Annotated in this window: 16 protein-coding genes; 4 read left to right on the top strand and 12 right to left on the bottom strand. The window is 53.0% G+C overall.

Annotated features, from left to right (window positions below; genetic code table 11):
• Window positions 1–3: 3 nt before the first annotated feature.
• The 4 genes from ACSV5M_RS05055 to ACSV5M_RS05040 form a co-directional block, all read right to left on the bottom strand.
• A complete protein-coding gene (locus tag ACSV5M_RS05055; RefSeq protein ID WP_439174507.1) occupies window positions 4–351 on the bottom strand; it encodes a Dabb family protein in 348 nt (115 codons plus the stop codon).
• Window positions 352–398: 47 nt separating this feature from the next.
• Entirely contained in the window at window positions 399–2,306 is a 1,908-nt protein-coding gene (gene dxs / locus ACSV5M_RS05050; RefSeq protein ID WP_439174506.1) for a 1-deoxy-D-xylulose-5-phosphate synthase, read from the bottom strand.
• Between the two features lie 123 nt (window positions 2,307–2,429).
• The gene (ispA, locus tag ACSV5M_RS05045; protein WP_439174505.1) at window positions 2,430–3,332 is read right to left on the bottom strand and encodes a (2E,6E)-farnesyl diphosphate synthase; all 903 of its coding nucleotides are present in this window, start codon (window positions 3,330–3,332) and stop codon (window positions 2,430–2,432) included.
• Window positions 3,329–3,574, bottom strand: a complete 246-nt coding sequence (locus ACSV5M_RS05040; RefSeq protein WP_439174504.1) for an exodeoxyribonuclease VII small subunit — start codon at window positions 3,572–3,574, stop codon at window positions 3,329–3,331. Before ACSV5M_RS05040 ends, ispA begins: the two co-directional genes overlap by 4 nt.
• 604 nt (window positions 3,575–4,178) lie before the next feature.
• Here ACSV5M_RS05040 and ACSV5M_RS05035 point away from each other — a divergent pair.
• The 3 genes from ACSV5M_RS05035 (at window position 4,179) to ACSV5M_RS05025 (ending at window position 7,251) form a co-directional block, all read left to right on the top strand.
• Window positions 4,179–5,312 (top strand): acyltransferase family protein, encoded by a 1,134-nt coding sequence (locus ACSV5M_RS05035; protein WP_439174503.1) that lies wholly within the window; start codon window positions 4,179–4,181, stop codon window positions 5,310–5,312.
• A gap of 263 nt (window positions 5,313–5,575) precedes the next feature.
• A complete protein-coding gene (locus ACSV5M_RS05030; protein WP_439174502.1) occupies window positions 5,576–6,136 on the top strand; it encodes an HNH endonuclease in 561 nt (186 codons plus the stop codon).
• Window positions 6,137–6,294: 158 nt separating this feature from the next.
• Window positions 6,295–7,251 (top strand): sugar phosphate isomerase/epimerase family protein, encoded by a 957-nt coding sequence (locus ACSV5M_RS05025; protein ID WP_439174501.1) that lies wholly within the window; start codon window positions 6,295–6,297, stop codon window positions 7,249–7,251.
• Between the two features lie 49 nt (window positions 7,252–7,300).
• Here ACSV5M_RS05025 and ACSV5M_RS05020 read toward each other — a convergent pair whose 3' ends face one another.
• The 8 genes from ACSV5M_RS05020 to ACSV5M_RS04985 form a co-directional block, all read right to left on the bottom strand.
• On the bottom strand, window positions 7,301–8,041 hold the full coding sequence (locus ACSV5M_RS05020) for a DUF899 domain-containing protein (RefSeq protein ID WP_439174500.1): 741 nt from the start codon (window positions 8,039–8,041) through the stop codon (window positions 7,301–7,303).
• 35 nt (window positions 8,042–8,076) lie between these two features.
• Window positions 8,077–8,592 carry a GyrI-like domain-containing protein gene (locus tag ACSV5M_RS05015; RefSeq protein WP_439174499.1) on the bottom strand — a complete coding sequence of 172 codons (516 nt, stop codon included), beginning with the start codon at window positions 8,590–8,592 and terminating at the stop codon, window positions 8,077–8,079.
• A 30-nt stretch (window positions 8,593–8,622) separates the two neighbouring features.
• A complete protein-coding gene (locus tag ACSV5M_RS05010; RefSeq protein ID WP_439174498.1) occupies window positions 8,623–8,979 on the bottom strand; it encodes a YciI family protein in 357 nt (118 codons plus the stop codon).
• Between the two features lie 107 nt (window positions 8,980–9,086).
• Window positions 9,087–9,521 (bottom strand): YybH family protein, encoded by a 435-nt coding sequence (locus ACSV5M_RS05005; RefSeq protein WP_439174497.1) that lies wholly within the window; start codon window positions 9,519–9,521, stop codon window positions 9,087–9,089.
• A 28-nt stretch (window positions 9,522–9,549) separates the two neighbouring features.
• Window positions 9,550–9,690 (bottom strand): hypothetical protein, encoded by a 141-nt coding sequence (locus ACSV5M_RS05000; protein WP_439174496.1) that lies wholly within the window; start codon window positions 9,688–9,690, stop codon window positions 9,550–9,552.
• Window positions 9,690–9,860 (bottom strand): hypothetical protein, encoded by a 171-nt coding sequence (locus ACSV5M_RS04995; protein WP_439174495.1) that lies wholly within the window; start codon window positions 9,858–9,860, stop codon window positions 9,690–9,692. The genes ACSV5M_RS05000 and ACSV5M_RS04995 overlap by 1 nt, the downstream gene beginning before the upstream one ends.
• A gap of 32 nt (window positions 9,861–9,892) precedes the next feature.
• Window positions 9,893–10,267 carry a YciI family protein gene (locus ACSV5M_RS04990; protein WP_439174494.1) on the bottom strand — a complete coding sequence of 125 codons (375 nt, stop codon included), beginning with the start codon at window positions 10,265–10,267 and terminating at the stop codon, window positions 9,893–9,895.
• A 79-nt stretch (window positions 10,268–10,346) separates the two neighbouring features.
• On the bottom strand, window positions 10,347–11,582 hold the full coding sequence (locus ACSV5M_RS04985; RefSeq protein WP_439174493.1) for an RNA polymerase sigma factor: 1,236 nt from the start codon (window positions 11,580–11,582) through the stop codon (window positions 10,347–10,349).
• Window positions 11,583–11,809: 227 nt separating this feature from the next.
• On the opposite strand from ACSV5M_RS04985, the gene ACSV5M_RS04980 reads away from it, so the two are divergent.
• Window positions 11,810–15,892 carry an RHS repeat-associated core domain-containing protein gene (locus tag ACSV5M_RS04980; RefSeq protein WP_439174492.1) on the top strand — a complete coding sequence of 1,361 codons (4,083 nt, stop codon included), beginning with the start codon at window positions 11,810–11,812 and terminating at the stop codon, window positions 15,890–15,892.
• The last annotated feature ends 16 nt before the right edge of the window (window positions 15,893–15,908 follow it).

Genomic DNA, 15,908 nt, shown 5'->3' with positions numbered 1-15,908 from the left:
TGGCTACAAGCCAAACTCGTTTTCGGTGGCGCGGCTGATGGAGTCAAACACCATCACCTTGCTCCACAGGTGGGAGTAATCGGCGATGAATTGTTCATGCAAGGGGTGCGTCTGGTAGGCATTCTGGTCTTCGATGCTATCGAAGAAGAGCAATTCGGAGGCGCTGTAACTGTTGTCGATGACCGGGCGTTGCTCGGTCGCGGCGGGCACGCCCACATGCATACCGCGCACAGTTTCTATGGCGGACAGGCTGCGGATGCCGATAAGCAGTTGTTCCAGATCTTCGGCAGAATCCGGGTTCTTCAGCCAGAAAAACACCTGATGGGATAACTTGGCAATGTGTCCGCTCATGATTCGCTCCTGATGGTTCGCTCTTGGTGCTCGATTAACAGTCCCGATCAACCCGCAACGATTTTTTTCCCCGCCAGCAAGGCCTGACGGGCGAGGATAGCCTGCTCAATACCGGCGGCATCCAGCCCTTGGTCAGCTAATTGTTGTTTCTGGCTGTCCTGCTCCACAAAGCGGTCGCTGAACCCCAGGTGCAGTATTGGCATCACCACACCCATACTGGCCAGGTATTCACTCACGGCGGCACCGGCGCCACCGGCAATAACGTTTTCTTCCAGAGTTACCAGCAGGCTGTGTTCTGCGGCCATGCGTTCAATCAGGTCAGTGTCCAACGGTTTTACAAAGCGCATATCGCACACACTGGCGTTAAGTTTTTCCGCCGCCTGTAATGCGCTGGCCAGTGATGTGCCGAAATTCAGAATGGCGACCTGCTTGCCTTCCCGTTTTACCAGCCCTTTGCCGAGGGGTAGTTCGGTCATTGCTGCATGGATAGCGACACCGGTGCCGGTACCACGCGGATAGCGGACGGCGGACGGGCCCGGGTACTGATAAGCCGTATAGAGCAGCTGACGGCATTCGTTTTCATCGCTCGGTGCGGCAATCACCATGTTCGGGATACAGCGCAGGAAGCTGATATCAAACGCGCCGGCATGGGTCGCGCCGTCTTCGCCCACCATGCCGGCGCGGTCAATGGCAAAGGTAACGTCCAGATTTTGCAGCGCCACGTCGTGGATCAATTGATCATAGGCACGTTGTAAAAAGGTGGAGTAGATCGCCACTACAGGCTTCTGGCCCTCACAAGCGATACCCGCTGCAAGCGTCACAGCGTGCTGCTCAGCAATCGCCACATCATAGAAGCGCTCGGGAAAATTCTGCGCGAATTCCACCATGCCTGAACCTTCACACATCGCGGGCGTAATGCCGACCAAGCGCTCATCTTGCGCCGCCATATCGCACAACCAATCGCCGAACACCTGCTGGTATTTGGGTTTGACGGTGATATTGGCGTTTTTGATGACCGTCTTTTTTGGCTCGATCTTGTTGAGGGCGTGATAGCCCACCGGATCTGCTTCTGCCGGGCCAAAGCCCTTACCCTTCTGGGTAATCACGTGCAGCAGCTTGGGGCCTTTGACTTCACGCAGGTTGCGCAGGTAGCGCACCAGGCTGATCAGGTCATGGCCGTCGATAGGGCCAATATAGTTAAAGCCCATTTCTTCGAACAGCGTGCCGGGTGAGACAAAGCCTTTGAAATGCTCTTCCGTGCGGCGGGCGAATTCCCAGGCCTGAGGGATCTTGGTGAGTACTTGCTTACTGCCTTCGCGCAGGGAATTGTAAAACTTGCTGCCCCAAATCTTGGAGAGATAGGTGGCCAGACCGCCGACATTCGGGGAAATAGACATATTGTTGTCATTGAGGATGACTAACATGTCGCTGTCGATATGGGCCGCGTGGTTCAGGGCCTCAAAGGCCATACCCGCAGTCATGGCACCATCGCCAATGACGGCTACACATTTGCGCTCACTCTCGGCCATCTGACTGCCGATAGCCATGCCCAGTGCGGCGCTGATGGAAGTACTGGAGTGTCCTACGCCGAAGGTGTCGTATTCACTTTCATCGCGTTTGGGAAAGCCGGACAAGCCCCCACCCTGACGCATGCTGTGCATACGCTCGCGGCGATTGGTCAGGATTTTATGAGGGTAGGTCTGGTGGCCGACATCCCAGACCAGGCGGTCATCGGGGGTCTGGTAAACGTAATGCAAGGCAATGGTCAATTCAACGACGCCGAGGCCGGCACCAAAGTGACCACCGGTCTGGCCCACGCTGTAGAGCAGGAACGCCCGCAGTTCCTCGGCCAGCTCGGGCAGCTGCTTTTCGCTGAGCGCACGCAGTTCTGCCGGAGAGTCAAGGCTATCCAGGAGGGGCGTGGACGGGCGGCTTGTGGGTATTTCGTTAAACATTGACTGCCATCGGTTGGTCAAGATTGATCTTATATTACGCCGGTCAAAGGGCGACATTGTAGGCGGGCTGCGGCCCATTGCCTAGCGCCCGATTACTGCGCATTCCCAGATTAAGGCAGCGGTTTAGTGACTGCGTTCGATGATATAGGCCGAAAGTGCCCGTAACGGCTGCGCCCGCTGATCAAAATCCGCCAGCGCCGCCAGCGCCTGCTGATGTAATTCCTGCGCTTTGGCTCGTGCGTTATCCAACCCTAATAAAGACACATAGGTGGGCTTGTTACGGGCGACATCCGCGCCCTGTTGTTTGCCGAGAATGGCCGTGTCAGTGGTGACATCCAGGATGTCGTCCTGCACCTGAAACGCCAGCCCGATAGCATCCGCATAAGTGGTTAATGCCTGAAGGCGCGTTGCGTCGGCCCCACACACGATAGCGCCCATGGCCACACTGGCGCTGATCAAGGCACCGGTTTTGTGGCGGTGCATGGTTTCCAGCTGGTCCAGATTTAACTGTTGGTTGACTGCCGCCAGATCGATGGCCTGGCCCAACACCATACCGCGCACCCCAGAGGCACGCGTCAGTTGCTGCAGCAAGGCCAGCTTGCAGGCGGCGTCCAGGTGCGGCGCGTCACTTAGCAACTCAAATGCCAGGGTTTGTAAGGCGTCGCCGGCGAGAATGGCGGTGGCTTCATCAAAGGCGATATGACAGGTGGGTTTGCCACGCCGGAGGTCATCATCGTCCATGGCGGGCAGATCGTCGTGGACCAAGCTGTAGGCATGGACACATTCCAGCGCACAGGCGACGGCATCGAGTGAGGCCTGTTGTGCCTGAGTCAGTGTGTCGCCGACGGCGAGTCCGCTGGCGTAGGCAAGGATAGGGCGGACCCGTTTGCCGCCATTAAACAGGCTGTAACGCATGGCGTCCCGCAGGCGCTCGCCTGGCCCTGTGGTGACCGGTAAGAGGTTTTGCAGCGCGCTATCCACACGTTGGCGGCACTCGGCCACAAACTGGCTGAAGTCTTCACTCATTCGTCATCGCCTTGGGCGTCAAAGGGCTCAAGGCTAATAACTCCCTGATTTTCCACCAGCTTTTGGACCTGTTGCTCGGCAGCCGCCAAGCGCGCCTGGCATTCCCGCGTCAACTGGATGCCGGTTTCAAAGGCTTTGAGTGATTCTTCCAGGGTCATATCGCCCTTTTCCATCTTGTTAACCAGGGTTTCGAGGGCATTGAGGGATTGTTCGAAATCCGCACCTTTCTTTTTTACTGCCATAGTCTGCTCCAGCTTTTGGGCCCGGGTTTTGGGGCTGGGGTTGCGCCATATGAATGTGAGGGGCGGCACCGCCTGCAAGGGGCGCGATTATAAACCCGCTCAGGTCAACATGGCAGGAGTTTCTGAGCGAGCCTGACGGTGGGCCAAAATCGGCTGGCGTGTGAGATATTTCCTACAAAACTCTCCGCCAATGCCCACTGGTGTATGACGTGCCGTTCAACAATAATGGCAACTGTTACGGACGCATGCACACGGATCTGTGTGGCAAGGATCGACAGGAGTTGCGCCATATATCAGCCTAAGGTCGGGCTCCCATCCTGTAAGACACAAACCCTCGCTGCCCCCCGCAGCGGGGGTTTATTTTATGGCCGGTTTGCCAATTAGCCATCTTAAGTTCTATTATCGATTTGCGCTGCTGTCTGTTTATGTTGATAAAATGCGCATGAAATTATTTGCGCGACAGCATTTACATTTTTTGTGATAACCAGAAAGCTTTTTCCACGTTATTCCGCCCGTTTGTCATTGTTCTTTCGCTATCGCCAGATTAGGCTGCGGCAGTTTAGCTGCTTGAAGCTGACATCTTCACAATGCAAAGGGGGTTGCTATGTATAGCAAGCTGGAATCGTTACGCGGTGTGGCAGCGTGTCTTGTTTTACTTTTCCATTCGCATTTTATCGTTGGAACCAAAAGCCTCGATTTTGTTAAAAACAGTTATCTGTTTGTGGATTTCTTTTTTATCTTATCGGGGTTTGTGTTGACGCTCGCCTATGCCGATAAGATCCGCCAGGGTTTAGCGTTTCGGGAATACATCAGCCTGCGGCTTGGGCGAATTTACCCTCTGCACGTGTTTATGCTCCTGGTATGGGTGCCTTATATCCTGGGCAAACAGTACTTTATCAGCGCCGGTTACGGCGGCGTGGATCAGTTTGAACATAACAATGTGTACAGCTTTGTCAGCAACCTGTTCCTGGTGCATTCCATGGGGGTGCATGATTACCTGTCGTGGAATCATCCCAGCTGGAGTATCAGCGTCGAGTTTTTTACCTATATCGCCTTTTTTATTTTGTTAACCACCTTCGACCGTAGCGGCAGCAAACTCTTTCCTTTACTGGTCATTATTCCGGGGTATGCCTTTCTCTTCAGTGTTAACCCGGCGGGGCAAATGGATGGAACCTATGATTACGGCTTTATCCGCTGCATGTCCGCATTTTATTGCGGCGTGTTCTTGTATCGCTGGAAGGATGACATTGCGCAAGGGTTGGCACGTTTCAATATTCATGTGCTGGAAATCATGGCTGTTGCATTGACGGTGGCTGCGGTGTGTCTTGCGCATCGGGGCGACGGCTACCTTGTCATGACCCTGGCATCTTTCTGTTTGTTGTTGATGGTGTTTGCCAGTCCCATTCACGGTTTTGTGGGGCGGCTGCTGGACACGTCTCCGTTGCGCAGTATCGGGCTGTGGTCGTATTCCATCTACCTGACCCACGACATTATCCTTTCGTTCTTTTCCAACCTGTATGAAGTTGTGTTTAAAGCGGCCCCCAAAAATCTCGGCGTCTGGGCTGTGCTGATTAATATGGCCCTGATTCTGTTAACCGTTCTGATTTCTCGCTTCACCTACCTTTACGTGGAAAAATATTTTCGCGATAAGGTCAAAGGGCTGGTTAGTCGTAAAGCGGATGAAGTACCTGCTCGTGCGCCCGTCGTCGAAGAGGCTGTTTTACCACCCTCCAAATGAGCACGCTGCGGTAAGGTTTGTGCGTAATATCCGCGTAAAAATTTTTATCCTGCCCCCTACCTGGAGAGAGCTTTTTTCGGCTTTCTCCAGTATTCTTTTATCAAGTCCAATGTGACAATTTCATCAATGTATAGCTAAAAGATCATAAAACCGCTCAAGGGCGATAGCGTTTGTCATAAAAACGTAGTAAAAGCAGTAGTAGCGTATCGATGTTCGAGTGGTAGTTTCTGGTTTTGTCCGGTTTCTCTACGTTGGAGGTGTCGATGGAAGCACGAATATTGCGGCTTAATACGGCGGGTCAACCGATCGAGTGGCTGCATTGGCAAGAAGCTGTGTGTCTTTATGTGCGCGACCTGGTGGCCTGGAGCCTGGGCGGTTTTGTTCGCCGGGTGCACGGTGGTCACTCCCGTCTGACGGGGCTGCAAACCTACATGGATTTGCCAGCCATCATTGCCTGTGGCGGCAACCGCCTTGCGCGCATGCGCTTGATTCCCCCGTTAACCAATGCAGCTCTGTTTGCGCGCGATCATTATCAATGCCTGTACTGCGGGCGCTCCTTTACCTACGGACAGTTGTCCCGTGACCATGTGCATCCTTTGAGTCGTGGCGGCAAAGATAAATGGAATAATGTGGTAGCGGCATGCAAACGCTGTAATCAGCATAAAGGCAATCGACTATTGACCGAGGTGAATATGGAATTGTTGGCTTTGCCTTTCTGCCCTAATACGGCGGAATATCTGGCGCTGATCAACAGTGACCGTATTCGCGGCGACCAGATGGAATTCTTGCGCCCGCAATTCAGTACGCGGCGCAACTGGCAGTAGTCCCGGTTTCGCTCGATTTTTACCGGTTGCTCTGGGTGATGGCAATTGCGCATCACAGGTTTTTTTACCCCTTCTGTAAGCTAACGTAAAGTCATTGTCCTGCCGTCCATCCCCCCAGTAGAATCCTTGTGTCAATAACAATCACAAGGTCAACGCCTATGTCTTCTTCAGACTTTTTCCTCTCTCGTCGACACTTCCTTATTGCATCTGCAGGGCTTATTGGCAGCACGTCCCTGGGGGTTGCTACGATGGGCGCGGTTGCTGCGCCAGCCTTTGACTTCGAGATTTCCCTGGCGCAGTGGTCACTGCACAAGGCGTTGTTCGCCGGTGAGATCAAAGCGTTGGATTTTCCGGTTGTTGCGCGCACAACCTATGACATAGGCGCAGTGGAGTACGTTAATCAATTTTTTATGGACAAAGCGAAAGACCAAGTGTTTTTACGCCAACTCAAGCAACGTGCTGAAGATAATGGCGTAGTGAATTCTTTAATCATGGTTGACGGTGAGCCAGAGATGGCGTCTGCCGATAAAAAAATTCGCACGGCCGCCGTTGAGGGGCATAAAAAATGGATTGAAGCGGCCAGATATCTCGACTGCACAGCCATTCGTATCAACTTGCATGGCGAGGGAACCGAGGCTGACTGGAAAAAACGTTCCACCGAAACACTGCGTGCCTTGTGCGAGTTTTCGGAGGATTTCAATATCCATGTTCTGGTTGAAAACCATGGCGGCTTTTCTTCCAATGCAAAATTATTGGCGGATGTGATGCGCGCGGTGGATCACCCGCGTTGCGGTACTATGCCGGATTTCGGCAATTTCTGTGTTCGACGCCGCGATGGCGATATGTGGGAATCTCCGTGTGTTGAACAATATGATATCTACAAAGGCGTGGCGGAACTCATGCCTTATGCCGGTGCGGTGAGTGCCAAGAGTTTTGATTTTGACGAGCAGGGCAACGAAAGCAGTATCGACTTTCGAGCTATGTTAAAGCTGGTGAAAGCGGCTAATTATCAGGGCTATATCGGTATTGAATACGAAGGCAATAAATTAAGTGAAGAGGCCGGTATTCGCGCAACCAAAAAATTGCTTGATACGATTCGAGCCGAGATGGCTTGATCGCCAAAAGTAGGCGCCTGTTTGGATAACGGGCGCCTGTTTCGCAGGCTCAATGACAGCAGGCTTCCTTGGTCGGTTGAGCATCTTCGTATTCATCGTGAAGTCGCATCCAATCCATAATTTCCTCTTCATTGCGTCCTTTCGGTGTGAGCTCCAGAAAATTATAGGTGTTAATCAGAATGTCACCGCCGCGGGCGTACGCGGAATAGGTGTGGAAAATATTGCCCGATTCGTCTTTATAAAACACACTGAAACCGGGACCCTCGCCGGGTTCGCCCTCTTGCTCTTCATAGTTGTAATACATTTTGCCCGCGGCTATTTCGGCTTCACTGGGGCTGACGTGGTAATCGTAATTAAAATCACTACCGAATGAGGAAACCCATTTGAACTGCCAGCCCATGCGTTTCTTAAATGCCTGAAATTCTTGCCAGGGCGCGCGCGATACCGCGAGCAAGGTCACATCGTGATGGGGAAGGTGCAGGTTGGGTCCATCAAAATGATCGGCTAAAAACGAGCAACCGTCACAACCCTGCTCCCAGCCGGGGGCAAACATAAAGTGATACACCACCAATTGACTGCGACCATTGAATAAATCGCTTAAGGTTTCCTTGCCTTGTGGTCCTTCAAAGATATATTCCTTATCGACTTTTACCCACGGCAAGGCTCGCCGCTCAGCGCTTAACTGGTCGCGTAGATGGGTAAATTCTTTTTCTTTTTGCAGGTGCGCTTTACGTGCGACAAGCCATTCTTCACGGGATACCACCTGGGGGTTCTTGATATTGTCGGTCATGATCATTCTCCTGCTGAAGATGAATTACTGAAACATCACTTGGTTTTAACGGGGAGCCAGATTTCAATATCACCAATACCTGTCTGCGGATTAAACGCTTCGCCGTAACGTTCAATAAAATGTACCGTGCCGGGGCCGCCAGCAATGTGGACATAACCTGAGGTAAGCAGCCATCGATCAAAGATGTTGTGAATGGTCTGGCGCAATTGCGACACATGTTGTTGATGAGCAAAAACAGCGTATTGTTGCTCGGGTAGCATTATCTCAATCCATTCCGCCGGCACGCCGGATCTATCTTCAATATCCTTTTCAATTTCCATGCCCGCCAGATAATCAAAGCAGCTATTGCTGTGATCGACACGGATACACAAACCATAATCTGCATGACCCACTTGCGCTGGAACCTTACCCAGATACGGTGCGAGTTCTTGCCATAATGCGGGTATCTTTTGAGCCGCTTGATCATCAAGCCGCAGGCGTAGACCGGCAACGCGCATGGGGCCTTTCTGTTCAACCCTTACCGGTGCCAGGTCAGTGGAGGACGTTGTCATAGCCTTTCTCCCGGGGTTATGGCAGCCTGATTACTCAGGCTGCAATTCACGGAGGGGGCGAATCTCTATGCTGCCAAGTCGCGCGGGTGGAATTTTTCCTGCCAGTTGAATCACCTGATCGAGATTCTCGGCCTCCAATAAATAAAAGCCGGCCAATTGCTCTTTGGTTTCCGCGAAAGGGCCATCGGTAACCTGGGGCTTACCGTCACGAATGCGCAACGTCATTGCCGTGTTTACCGGTTGCAGCGCGTTGCCACCGAGAAAGTGGCCGGTGCTGCGCAGGTTGTCGCCGCAGGCAATGCATTCCTTGTTCAGCGACTCCCACTCTTGTGGAGCCATGGCGTTGATAACATTTTCATCGTAATAAACGAGGCAAAGGTATTTCATAAAATATCCTGTTAATTAACGGCGTTGCGGGCAGTTTGTACTGAATCAATCTCAATGTGCATGGGTTGCGGAAATGCGCTCCGATTTTTGAAATGTTTTTCAATTAATCAGGGTTTCGCATCAAACAACACCTTACCACTCTCCATATCAAACGGACTGGAAAAATGCTCATGGACCACGAGCCATTGGCCATTTATTTTGCGATAACCGCGTGTTACCCGCATCCAGGAGTATTGCTCGTTGCCCTGGTCATCATAGCCACCGCACCGGGCCAGGTTGTAGCTGAATGCGATACTGCCTTCGGTGTGGATAACCAGATCGCGAGCTTCGTAAATCATGCCATGTGGCGCAAATTCCATGCAGGCATGCCAATGGTCGGTGTAGGCCTGTTTGCCGACAAACTGCAGCTTCATGACGGCATCATAAGCGACGAGGTTGTCGGCATAGTATTTGACGATCTCGTCAACCTTGCCGGTGCGCATGGCGGCTTCCCATTGTTCAATACTGGCGCGGATTTCGATTTCTTCGTTGGATGTGGACATACTGTTTCTCCTTGGGTTGTTGAATTGATTAACGTACCGAAGCTCTCTCTGGCGCCTCGGCGACTGTTTTCATCTGCTGCAAGCCAGCCTCAAAGTCTTTGCCGACCATCTTGTCCATATTGATAAAGACATGCATAAGTTTGCTGATGAAGGAATTCGGGCCTTCCATTATCCATTCGACTCTGGTGCCATTGTTTGTCGTTCCGGCGAGGCGTTGATAATCATGCTGCGCTCAACGCGAAACTGATCGGGTTTGGTTGCAGCCACTATCAGCAGAATGGCAATCAGCGCGATGATAATCAGGGCAATGGTCATGATGATGGATCTCTTGGTTGTCATAATATTTCCTTGGTAGGGCTAACTAAGAGGGTTTAACTGGCCGCTTGAACAAGCGTTTCTTCCATCTCTCGAACAGGTCGCACCTCTACACCGCCATAGCGCGCTGGCGGCAATTTGCTCGCTAGTTGAATGGCTTCGTTTAAATCCCGCGCTTCAAGTAAACAATAACCGGCAAGCTGTTCTTTGGTTTCCGCGAATGGGCCGTCGGTTGCTGATAATTTGCCGTTGCGCACGCGCACGGTGGTGGCGGTATGGACGGACTCCAGCGCATCGCCAGCCAGGAAGTAATGGCTGGCCTGCAGTTGCTCGGAATAGGCCGTGCATTCGCTGATCAGCGCTTTCCACTCCTTGGGCGATAGGGCATTCATGACATCTTCGTCATAGTAAATAAGACAGAGGTATTTCATGGTGTCGTTCCTGCTGGTTGGCGGTTTTTATTGATAGTCGTTTGGCCGTGCGCAGAATCGACAGAGAGGAAAAATTTTTTTACAGCTCGGCGATACGTCGCTCCAAAAAACGCCGCTCCGGCTCTTGCTTGGTGAGTTTAAGCGCCTGTTCATAGGCTGCTTTTGCTTCTGTCCGAAGGCCCAGTCGACGGCACAGATCGGCGCGAGCAGAATGCAGCAAATGGTAATCCTTGAGTTCGCCCCGGTTAACCATGTCATCAATAATGGCCAGACCGGCTTCCGGGCCGTCGCGCATGGCGACAGCAACGGCACGATTGAGCTCTACCACTGGCGAAGGGGCCACGCGCAACAACAAGTCGTAAAGCCCGACAATTTCATGCCAATCGGTATCTGCTGGTGTGGCCGCTTCGGCGTGAACACCGACAATGGCGGCCTGGATGGTATAGGGACCAAAGCGGCGCGAGCTCAATGAGCGGGTGATCAATTCGCTACCTTCGGCGATAAGCTGGCGATCCCAGAGTGAACGATCCTGTTCGTCCAGCAAGATCAAATCACCATCGGCCGACATACGCGCGTGGCGGCGGGAATCATGCAATAACATCAAGGCCAGCAAACCCATGGCTTCGGATTCCGGCAGTAATTCCACCAGCAAACGCCCCAGGCGAATGGCCTCGGCAGAGAGGTCGTGGCGGGTTACGGCGTTACCGGTAGAGGCGGAGTAGCCTTCATTAAACACCAGGTAGATGACGTGCAATACGGAGTCTAGCCGCTCGGGTAGCTGGGCCGGCGCCGGGACTTCGTAGGGAATACGGGCATCGCGGATCTTGGCTTTGGCGCGCACGATGCGCTGGGCTACCGTCGGTGCGGACGTCAGAAAAGCGCGGGCGATTTCTTCGGTTGTCAGGTCGCAGACTTCACGCAAGGTAAGCGCCACCTGGGCATCGGGAGACAGGCTGGGGTGGCAACAGGTAAATACCAGACGCAGGCGATCATCCTCAATATTCTCGTCGTCCATCTCCTCTGCTTCTTCATCCAGACGGTCGGCGACATCTTCCAGTGAGGTATCAAAGCGCGCCCGGCGGCGCAGTTGATCAATCGCCTTGAAGCGTCCGGTGGACACCAGCCAGGCGCGAGGGTTATCCGGCAGGCCGTCGCGAGGCCATTGGTCCATGGCAGCGCTGAAGGCGTCATGCAAGGCTTCTTCAGCCAGATCAAAGTCGCCCAGCAAGCGAATCAGTGTCGCCAGTACGCGGCGCGATTCGGTGCGGTAAATCGTCTCCAGGGTTTGCTGCATATGCCGGTTTGCGTCGGTCACGGCGTCCTCGCGATCATTATTGATATAGATGGGGCGAGTTTAGCACTCACTTTTCGGATGGCTTGTATGAAGATGTAAACCTTTCGTCAAAAACGTTATCCGCGCCCGGTTTCGCAGCCATTTTGCTGTGATAGCATGAGCCTTCGTTTGAATTGGGTTTGCGAATACCGCGCGACCTGTTTTATTGTTGCCCGCATTGCGGAATATCTATGTAGCAGCAGGGATGTATGAAAATACTGTTTAAGAACACTACCGGCGCCGAGTTTCAACTCTCCCCCGTTAACACTGCCACCGCCTCAGGTGGAGCCCCCGCGAAAGACTCCCGGCAGATCCTGCAATCCGCCCGCCTGATTCAGCCGGCGACTTGGGCGGAAGTGTGGAAATTATTGTTTCCCAAGCAACCGGTACCGCCCTCCCAGGAGAAAATCCAGCAGGAGGTCGGCAGCGCCCTGAACAGCAGAAAGTTGCAGTTGATGCCGGTAACGGCTCAGCCAGACGCGACGGCGGGCACCGAATTTCGTGGGCATCGCAGCGCGAAAGGCGGGGGCAAGAGCAGTGCTTCTGATTCACTGCCGCCCCCCAAAGAAGACGTCAAAGCCCATGCGGTAACGGCGGAGTCCAGCGAGACCTGCTCGGACCAAAATGCCGTGACCAGCGTCCAGCCCGGCAAGGTATCCAACACCGCTAACGAAGGCGCTGCCGCGGTTGCCAACACCTGCACCAATGGCTGTCCTATCAGCATGATCTCCGGCGAGGAGCTGCTAAGTCTCACTGACTTTACATTGCCTGGCCCGCTGCCCTTCACCTGGAAACGTACTTATCGCACCGGCCACAGCCGCGATATCGGCCTGGGTCATGGCTGGACGCACAGTGGTTGCGAGCGCTTATACGAAGGCCACCATACGGTCGAACTGAGTGATGACGAAGGCCGCATCCTAACGTTTAAACGCCCACGCCCGTATCAGCGCAGCAAATTACTGAACGAGCAGATGGACTTGGATGCCATCTCGTACGATGCCTACGTGCTGCGCAAGCAAGGCCAGCCGCACAAAGTTTTTACACGCCTCGGTCAAACCGGCGCCTTCCGTCTGACCCAGATACAACATCCCGCGTACCAAGCCCGCCAGGCATCCGGTGAGGCCGAGCAAGGTTTTGTGCTTAACCTGCATTACGATGCCTATAACGCGCTAATCCGTGTGGCGGGAAGTTGGGGCAAGGCCTTGCAATTCAACCGCGATGCCCATGGCCGCGTAAGTCGCATCACGCTGCAGGACAGTGCCTCGCAACAGAGTCGGATAGTGGCTGAGTACGACTATAGCGATGACGGTGACCTGATCGCGCACCGCGATGCAGCCGGGCGCGGCGAAAGCTATGCCTATAACCATCATTTATTCAGCCGCCGCACCCTGGCCACCGGGTTCAGTTATTACTACGAATGGGATGGCGAAGACACGCAAGCGCGTTGTCTGCGCGCCTGGGGTGACAAGGGCATCTACGATTACCGCTTTCAATGGGACCCGGACAACCATCGCAGCCAGGCCACCGACAGTCGTGGCTACACGTCTTATTACACCTACAACGAATTCGGATTGATCACTGAAGAAATTGATAACGAAGGCAATACCCATCGTTACACTTACGACAATGGCCTGCTTGCCAGCTACACCGATCCTGAAGGCAATACCACCCGTTATGCCTACGACGGTGCATGCAATTTAATCGGTGTCATTGACGCGCTCGATCAGCGTCAGACGCGTTTTTTTTTTCACGGCAAGCTGCTCACGTCCACCGACAAAGATGGCGCACTCTGGCGCCGCAGTTACAACGCGCGTGGCTTGCTCGATACCCTCACCGCACCGGACGGCCAGATCACGCGTTATCGCTACAATGCGCAGGGTTTGCTCAGCCAACAACTGGATGCGCGCGAACGCATTACCCGTTACGAATGGAATGCTGCCGGCGAATTGACGGCGGTGATTAACCCGGCGGGCCACAAGCAAAGTTTTAAATACAACGCCTTGGGGCAGATCGTGCAGATGGATGTGTGGCTCGCCAGCCGCCACCACGGCGGCACGACGCGTTATTTTTATAACGACAGCGGCGAACTGGAGCGGGTGACGTATCCCGGCGGCGAAAAAGTTGATATCCGATACAACGCCAATGGCCAGGTCGAACGCATCAGCGACCGGCGCGGGCGCGTCACAAAATATGAATACGATGGCTTGAGCCAGGTTGTGCGCCGCACCGACCCGGAAGGCAACAGCCTCCGCTATGAATACGACAACGAACGCAACCTGACGCGTCTGATTAACGAAAATGGTGATGACTACCAATTCGTTTACGACGGCAACGAACGCCTGATTAAAGAAGTGGGCTTTGATGGGCGCGTTCAGCACTACAAATACAACAAAGTCGGCCACTTGATTAAACACCTGGATGCCGGTGAAGTCGTTACCGAATTTGAACGCGACCCGCTCGGGCGTATGCTGTCCAAAACCAGTCGCGCATTAAAAAATCCGGACGCGACAGCGGAATACAGCCGCTACATGTACGACCCGGTCGGCCGCTTGACTGAAACCTACAACAGCCACCAATACCTCGCATTTCAATACGACCGCCTGGGGTTTTTAATCAAAGAGCACCACAGCGACCTTAACGAAAAGCGCCAGCGCATCAGCGACCGCATGGTGGATATTCACTTCCAGCGCGCGGCCAATGGGCAGTTGAAAAAACTGCAATTGCCGGGCCGTGAAACTATTGATTACGCCTACGATCATTTTGATCGTTTGCAACAAGTCTTATTTAACGGCGTAGCCATTACCCAAATTCAGCGCGATGATTTTGGACGCGAGTTAAATCGCATCCAGGGTGACATCATTACCCACAGCGATTACGACCCCATGGGGCGCCTGGCGAAACAACACGCCATCCATCGCCAGCAAAAAAGTGATCTGATCAACCGCGAATACCAATACGATCCGTTCGGTAATTTAAGTAGCTTTAAAGACGGTAGCTGGGAAGTGCGTTACGTCTACGACATGGTGGACAAACTCAAACGCACCGAAGGCGATTTAAACGAACACTTCGTCTTCGACCCTGCCGGCAACCTGCTTGGCCAACAAAAAAGCGACACCGGAAAAACCACGCGCGGTAACCGCCTGCAGATGCAAGGCGACCGTAAATTCGATTACGACGCACGCGGCAACCTGATCCGCGAAGCGCGTGGTAAAGGCGGCAAGCTCGAAACAATTTTTGAATACAACTTCAACAACCAATTAGTGAAAGTGGTTAAAGAAGGGCAGGCAACGGAATACGCCTACGACCCCATCGGCCGCCGCATTCGCAAACAAGACAACTTCGGTGAAACCCACTACCTCTGGGCCGGCGACCAGCTCGCCCAGGAAACTCGCAACAACCTTAAGAAGACTTACGTCTACGAGCCGGAAAGCTTCAAACCTCTCGCCATGGTCCAGGACGGCGAGATCTACCACTACCACCTCGACCACCTCGGCACGCCCCGCGAACTCACCAGCCAACAAGGTAAACTTGTCTGGAAAGCGCGCTATAAAACCTACGGGAATGTCGCGGAAAAAGACGTGGAGGAAGTTGAAAACAATCTGCGGTTTCAGGGTCAGTATTTTGATGAAGAAACCGGATTACACTACAACCGGCACCGCTATTACGACCCGACTCTAGGGCAGTTCACGACGCAAGATCCTATTGGGTTGTTGGGTGGGGTGAATAATTATCAGTATGCGCCCAACCCGGTGGGGTGGGTTGATCCGATGGGGTTGATGTGTAAGGAGGCTATTCCTGAAAACTACGACATCCTGAATGATAGATATCAAAATGCAATTTTAAATCTTGACCCTGCAGATGAGGTTGTAGCAAAAAGTGTTGAGCGTTTAGCTAAAGCTCGTAATGTTCCAATTATTTCCAGAGAGAACATTGATCAGTTAAAAAATGTGAAAATTCTGACGTTTGTATGTCATGGTGAAGGAAGTGCATTTTATCTTCACGGCAAACCCGTGTCGGGATCTGGATTGGGAGAGCTAATTAAATCTTGGGGTTTTACTCCGGAGGGTATTGAGGCTGTAGCCTGTCAAAGAGAGTTGGGGCCTGCACGACAAGAGCTTGCAAACACAACGGGGGTTCCTGTGCTTGGAGGATTGGGGCGAATGGCGGTGACTAATAATGGAAATGTTGTGGTTTGGAATGAGCAAGCAACGACAATAAATCCAGACGGTACGGAAAATACTGTTCTTCATCCAAATGGACAAGGTAAAAAGGTTTATCAACCAATTGTGTGACGAAAGGTTTGAGGTG

The organism is Cellvibrio sp. ARAG 10.3 (assembly GCF_051846955.1).
Lineage (GTDB): Bacteria > Pseudomonadota > Gammaproteobacteria > Pseudomonadales > Cellvibrionaceae > Cellvibrio.
The sequence above is the reverse complement of the archived record's forward strand: the minus strand, read 5'-3'. Positions and strand labels throughout refer to the sequence as shown.

What these genes read in the sequence shown, in the direction of transcription:
- ACSV5M_RS05055 (WP_439174507.1), bottom strand. Translation starts at nt 351, where the DNA reads ATGAGCGGACACATTGCCAAGTTATCCCATCAGGTGTTTTTCTGGCTG.
- dxs (WP_439174506.1), bottom strand. Translation starts at nt 2,306, where the DNA reads ATGTTTAACGAAATACCCACAAGCCGCCCGTCCACGCCCCTCCTGGAT.
- ispA (WP_439174505.1), bottom strand. Translation starts at nt 3,332, where the DNA reads ATGAGTGAAGACTTCAGCCAGTTTGTGGCCGAGTGCCGCCAACGTGTG.
- ACSV5M_RS05040 (WP_439174504.1), bottom strand. Translation starts at nt 3,574, where the DNA reads ATGGCAGTAAAAAAGAAAGGTGCGGATTTCGAACAATCCCTCAATGCC.
- ACSV5M_RS05035 (WP_439174503.1), top strand. Translation starts at nt 4,179, where the DNA reads ATGTATAGCAAGCTGGAATCGTTACGCGGTGTGGCAGCGTGTCTTGTT.
- ACSV5M_RS05030 (WP_439174502.1), top strand. Translation starts at nt 5,576, where the DNA reads ATGGAAGCACGAATATTGCGGCTTAATACGGCGGGTCAACCGATCGAG.
- ACSV5M_RS05025 (WP_439174501.1), top strand. Translation starts at nt 6,295, where the DNA reads ATGTCTTCTTCAGACTTTTTCCTCTCTCGTCGACACTTCCTTATTGCA.
- ACSV5M_RS05020 (WP_439174500.1), bottom strand. Translation starts at nt 8,041, where the DNA reads ATGACCGACAATATCAAGAACCCCCAGGTGGTATCCCGTGAAGAATGG.
- ACSV5M_RS05015 (WP_439174499.1), bottom strand. Translation starts at nt 8,592, where the DNA reads ATGACAACGTCCTCCACTGACCTGGCACCGGTAAGGGTTGAACAGAAA.
- ACSV5M_RS05010 (WP_439174498.1), bottom strand. Translation starts at nt 8,979, where the DNA reads ATGAAATACCTTTGCCTCGTTTATTACGATGAAAATGTTATCAACGCC.
- ACSV5M_RS05005 (WP_439174497.1), bottom strand. Translation starts at nt 9,521, where the DNA reads ATGTCCACATCCAACGAAGAAATCGAAATCCGCGCCAGTATTGAACAA.
- ACSV5M_RS05000 (WP_439174496.1), bottom strand. Translation starts at nt 9,690, where the DNA reads ATGGAAGGCCCGAATTCCTTCATCAGCAAACTTATGCATGTCTTTATC.
- ACSV5M_RS04995 (WP_439174495.1), bottom strand. Translation starts at nt 9,860, where the DNA reads ATGACAACCAAGAGATCCATCATCATGACCATTGCCCTGATTATCATC.
- ACSV5M_RS04990 (WP_439174494.1), bottom strand. Translation starts at nt 10,267, where the DNA reads ATGAAATACCTCTGTCTTATTTACTATGACGAAGATGTCATGAATGCC.
- ACSV5M_RS04980 (WP_439174492.1), top strand. Translation starts at nt 11,810, where the DNA reads ATGAAAATACTGTTTAAGAACACTACCGGCGCCGAGTTTCAACTCTCC.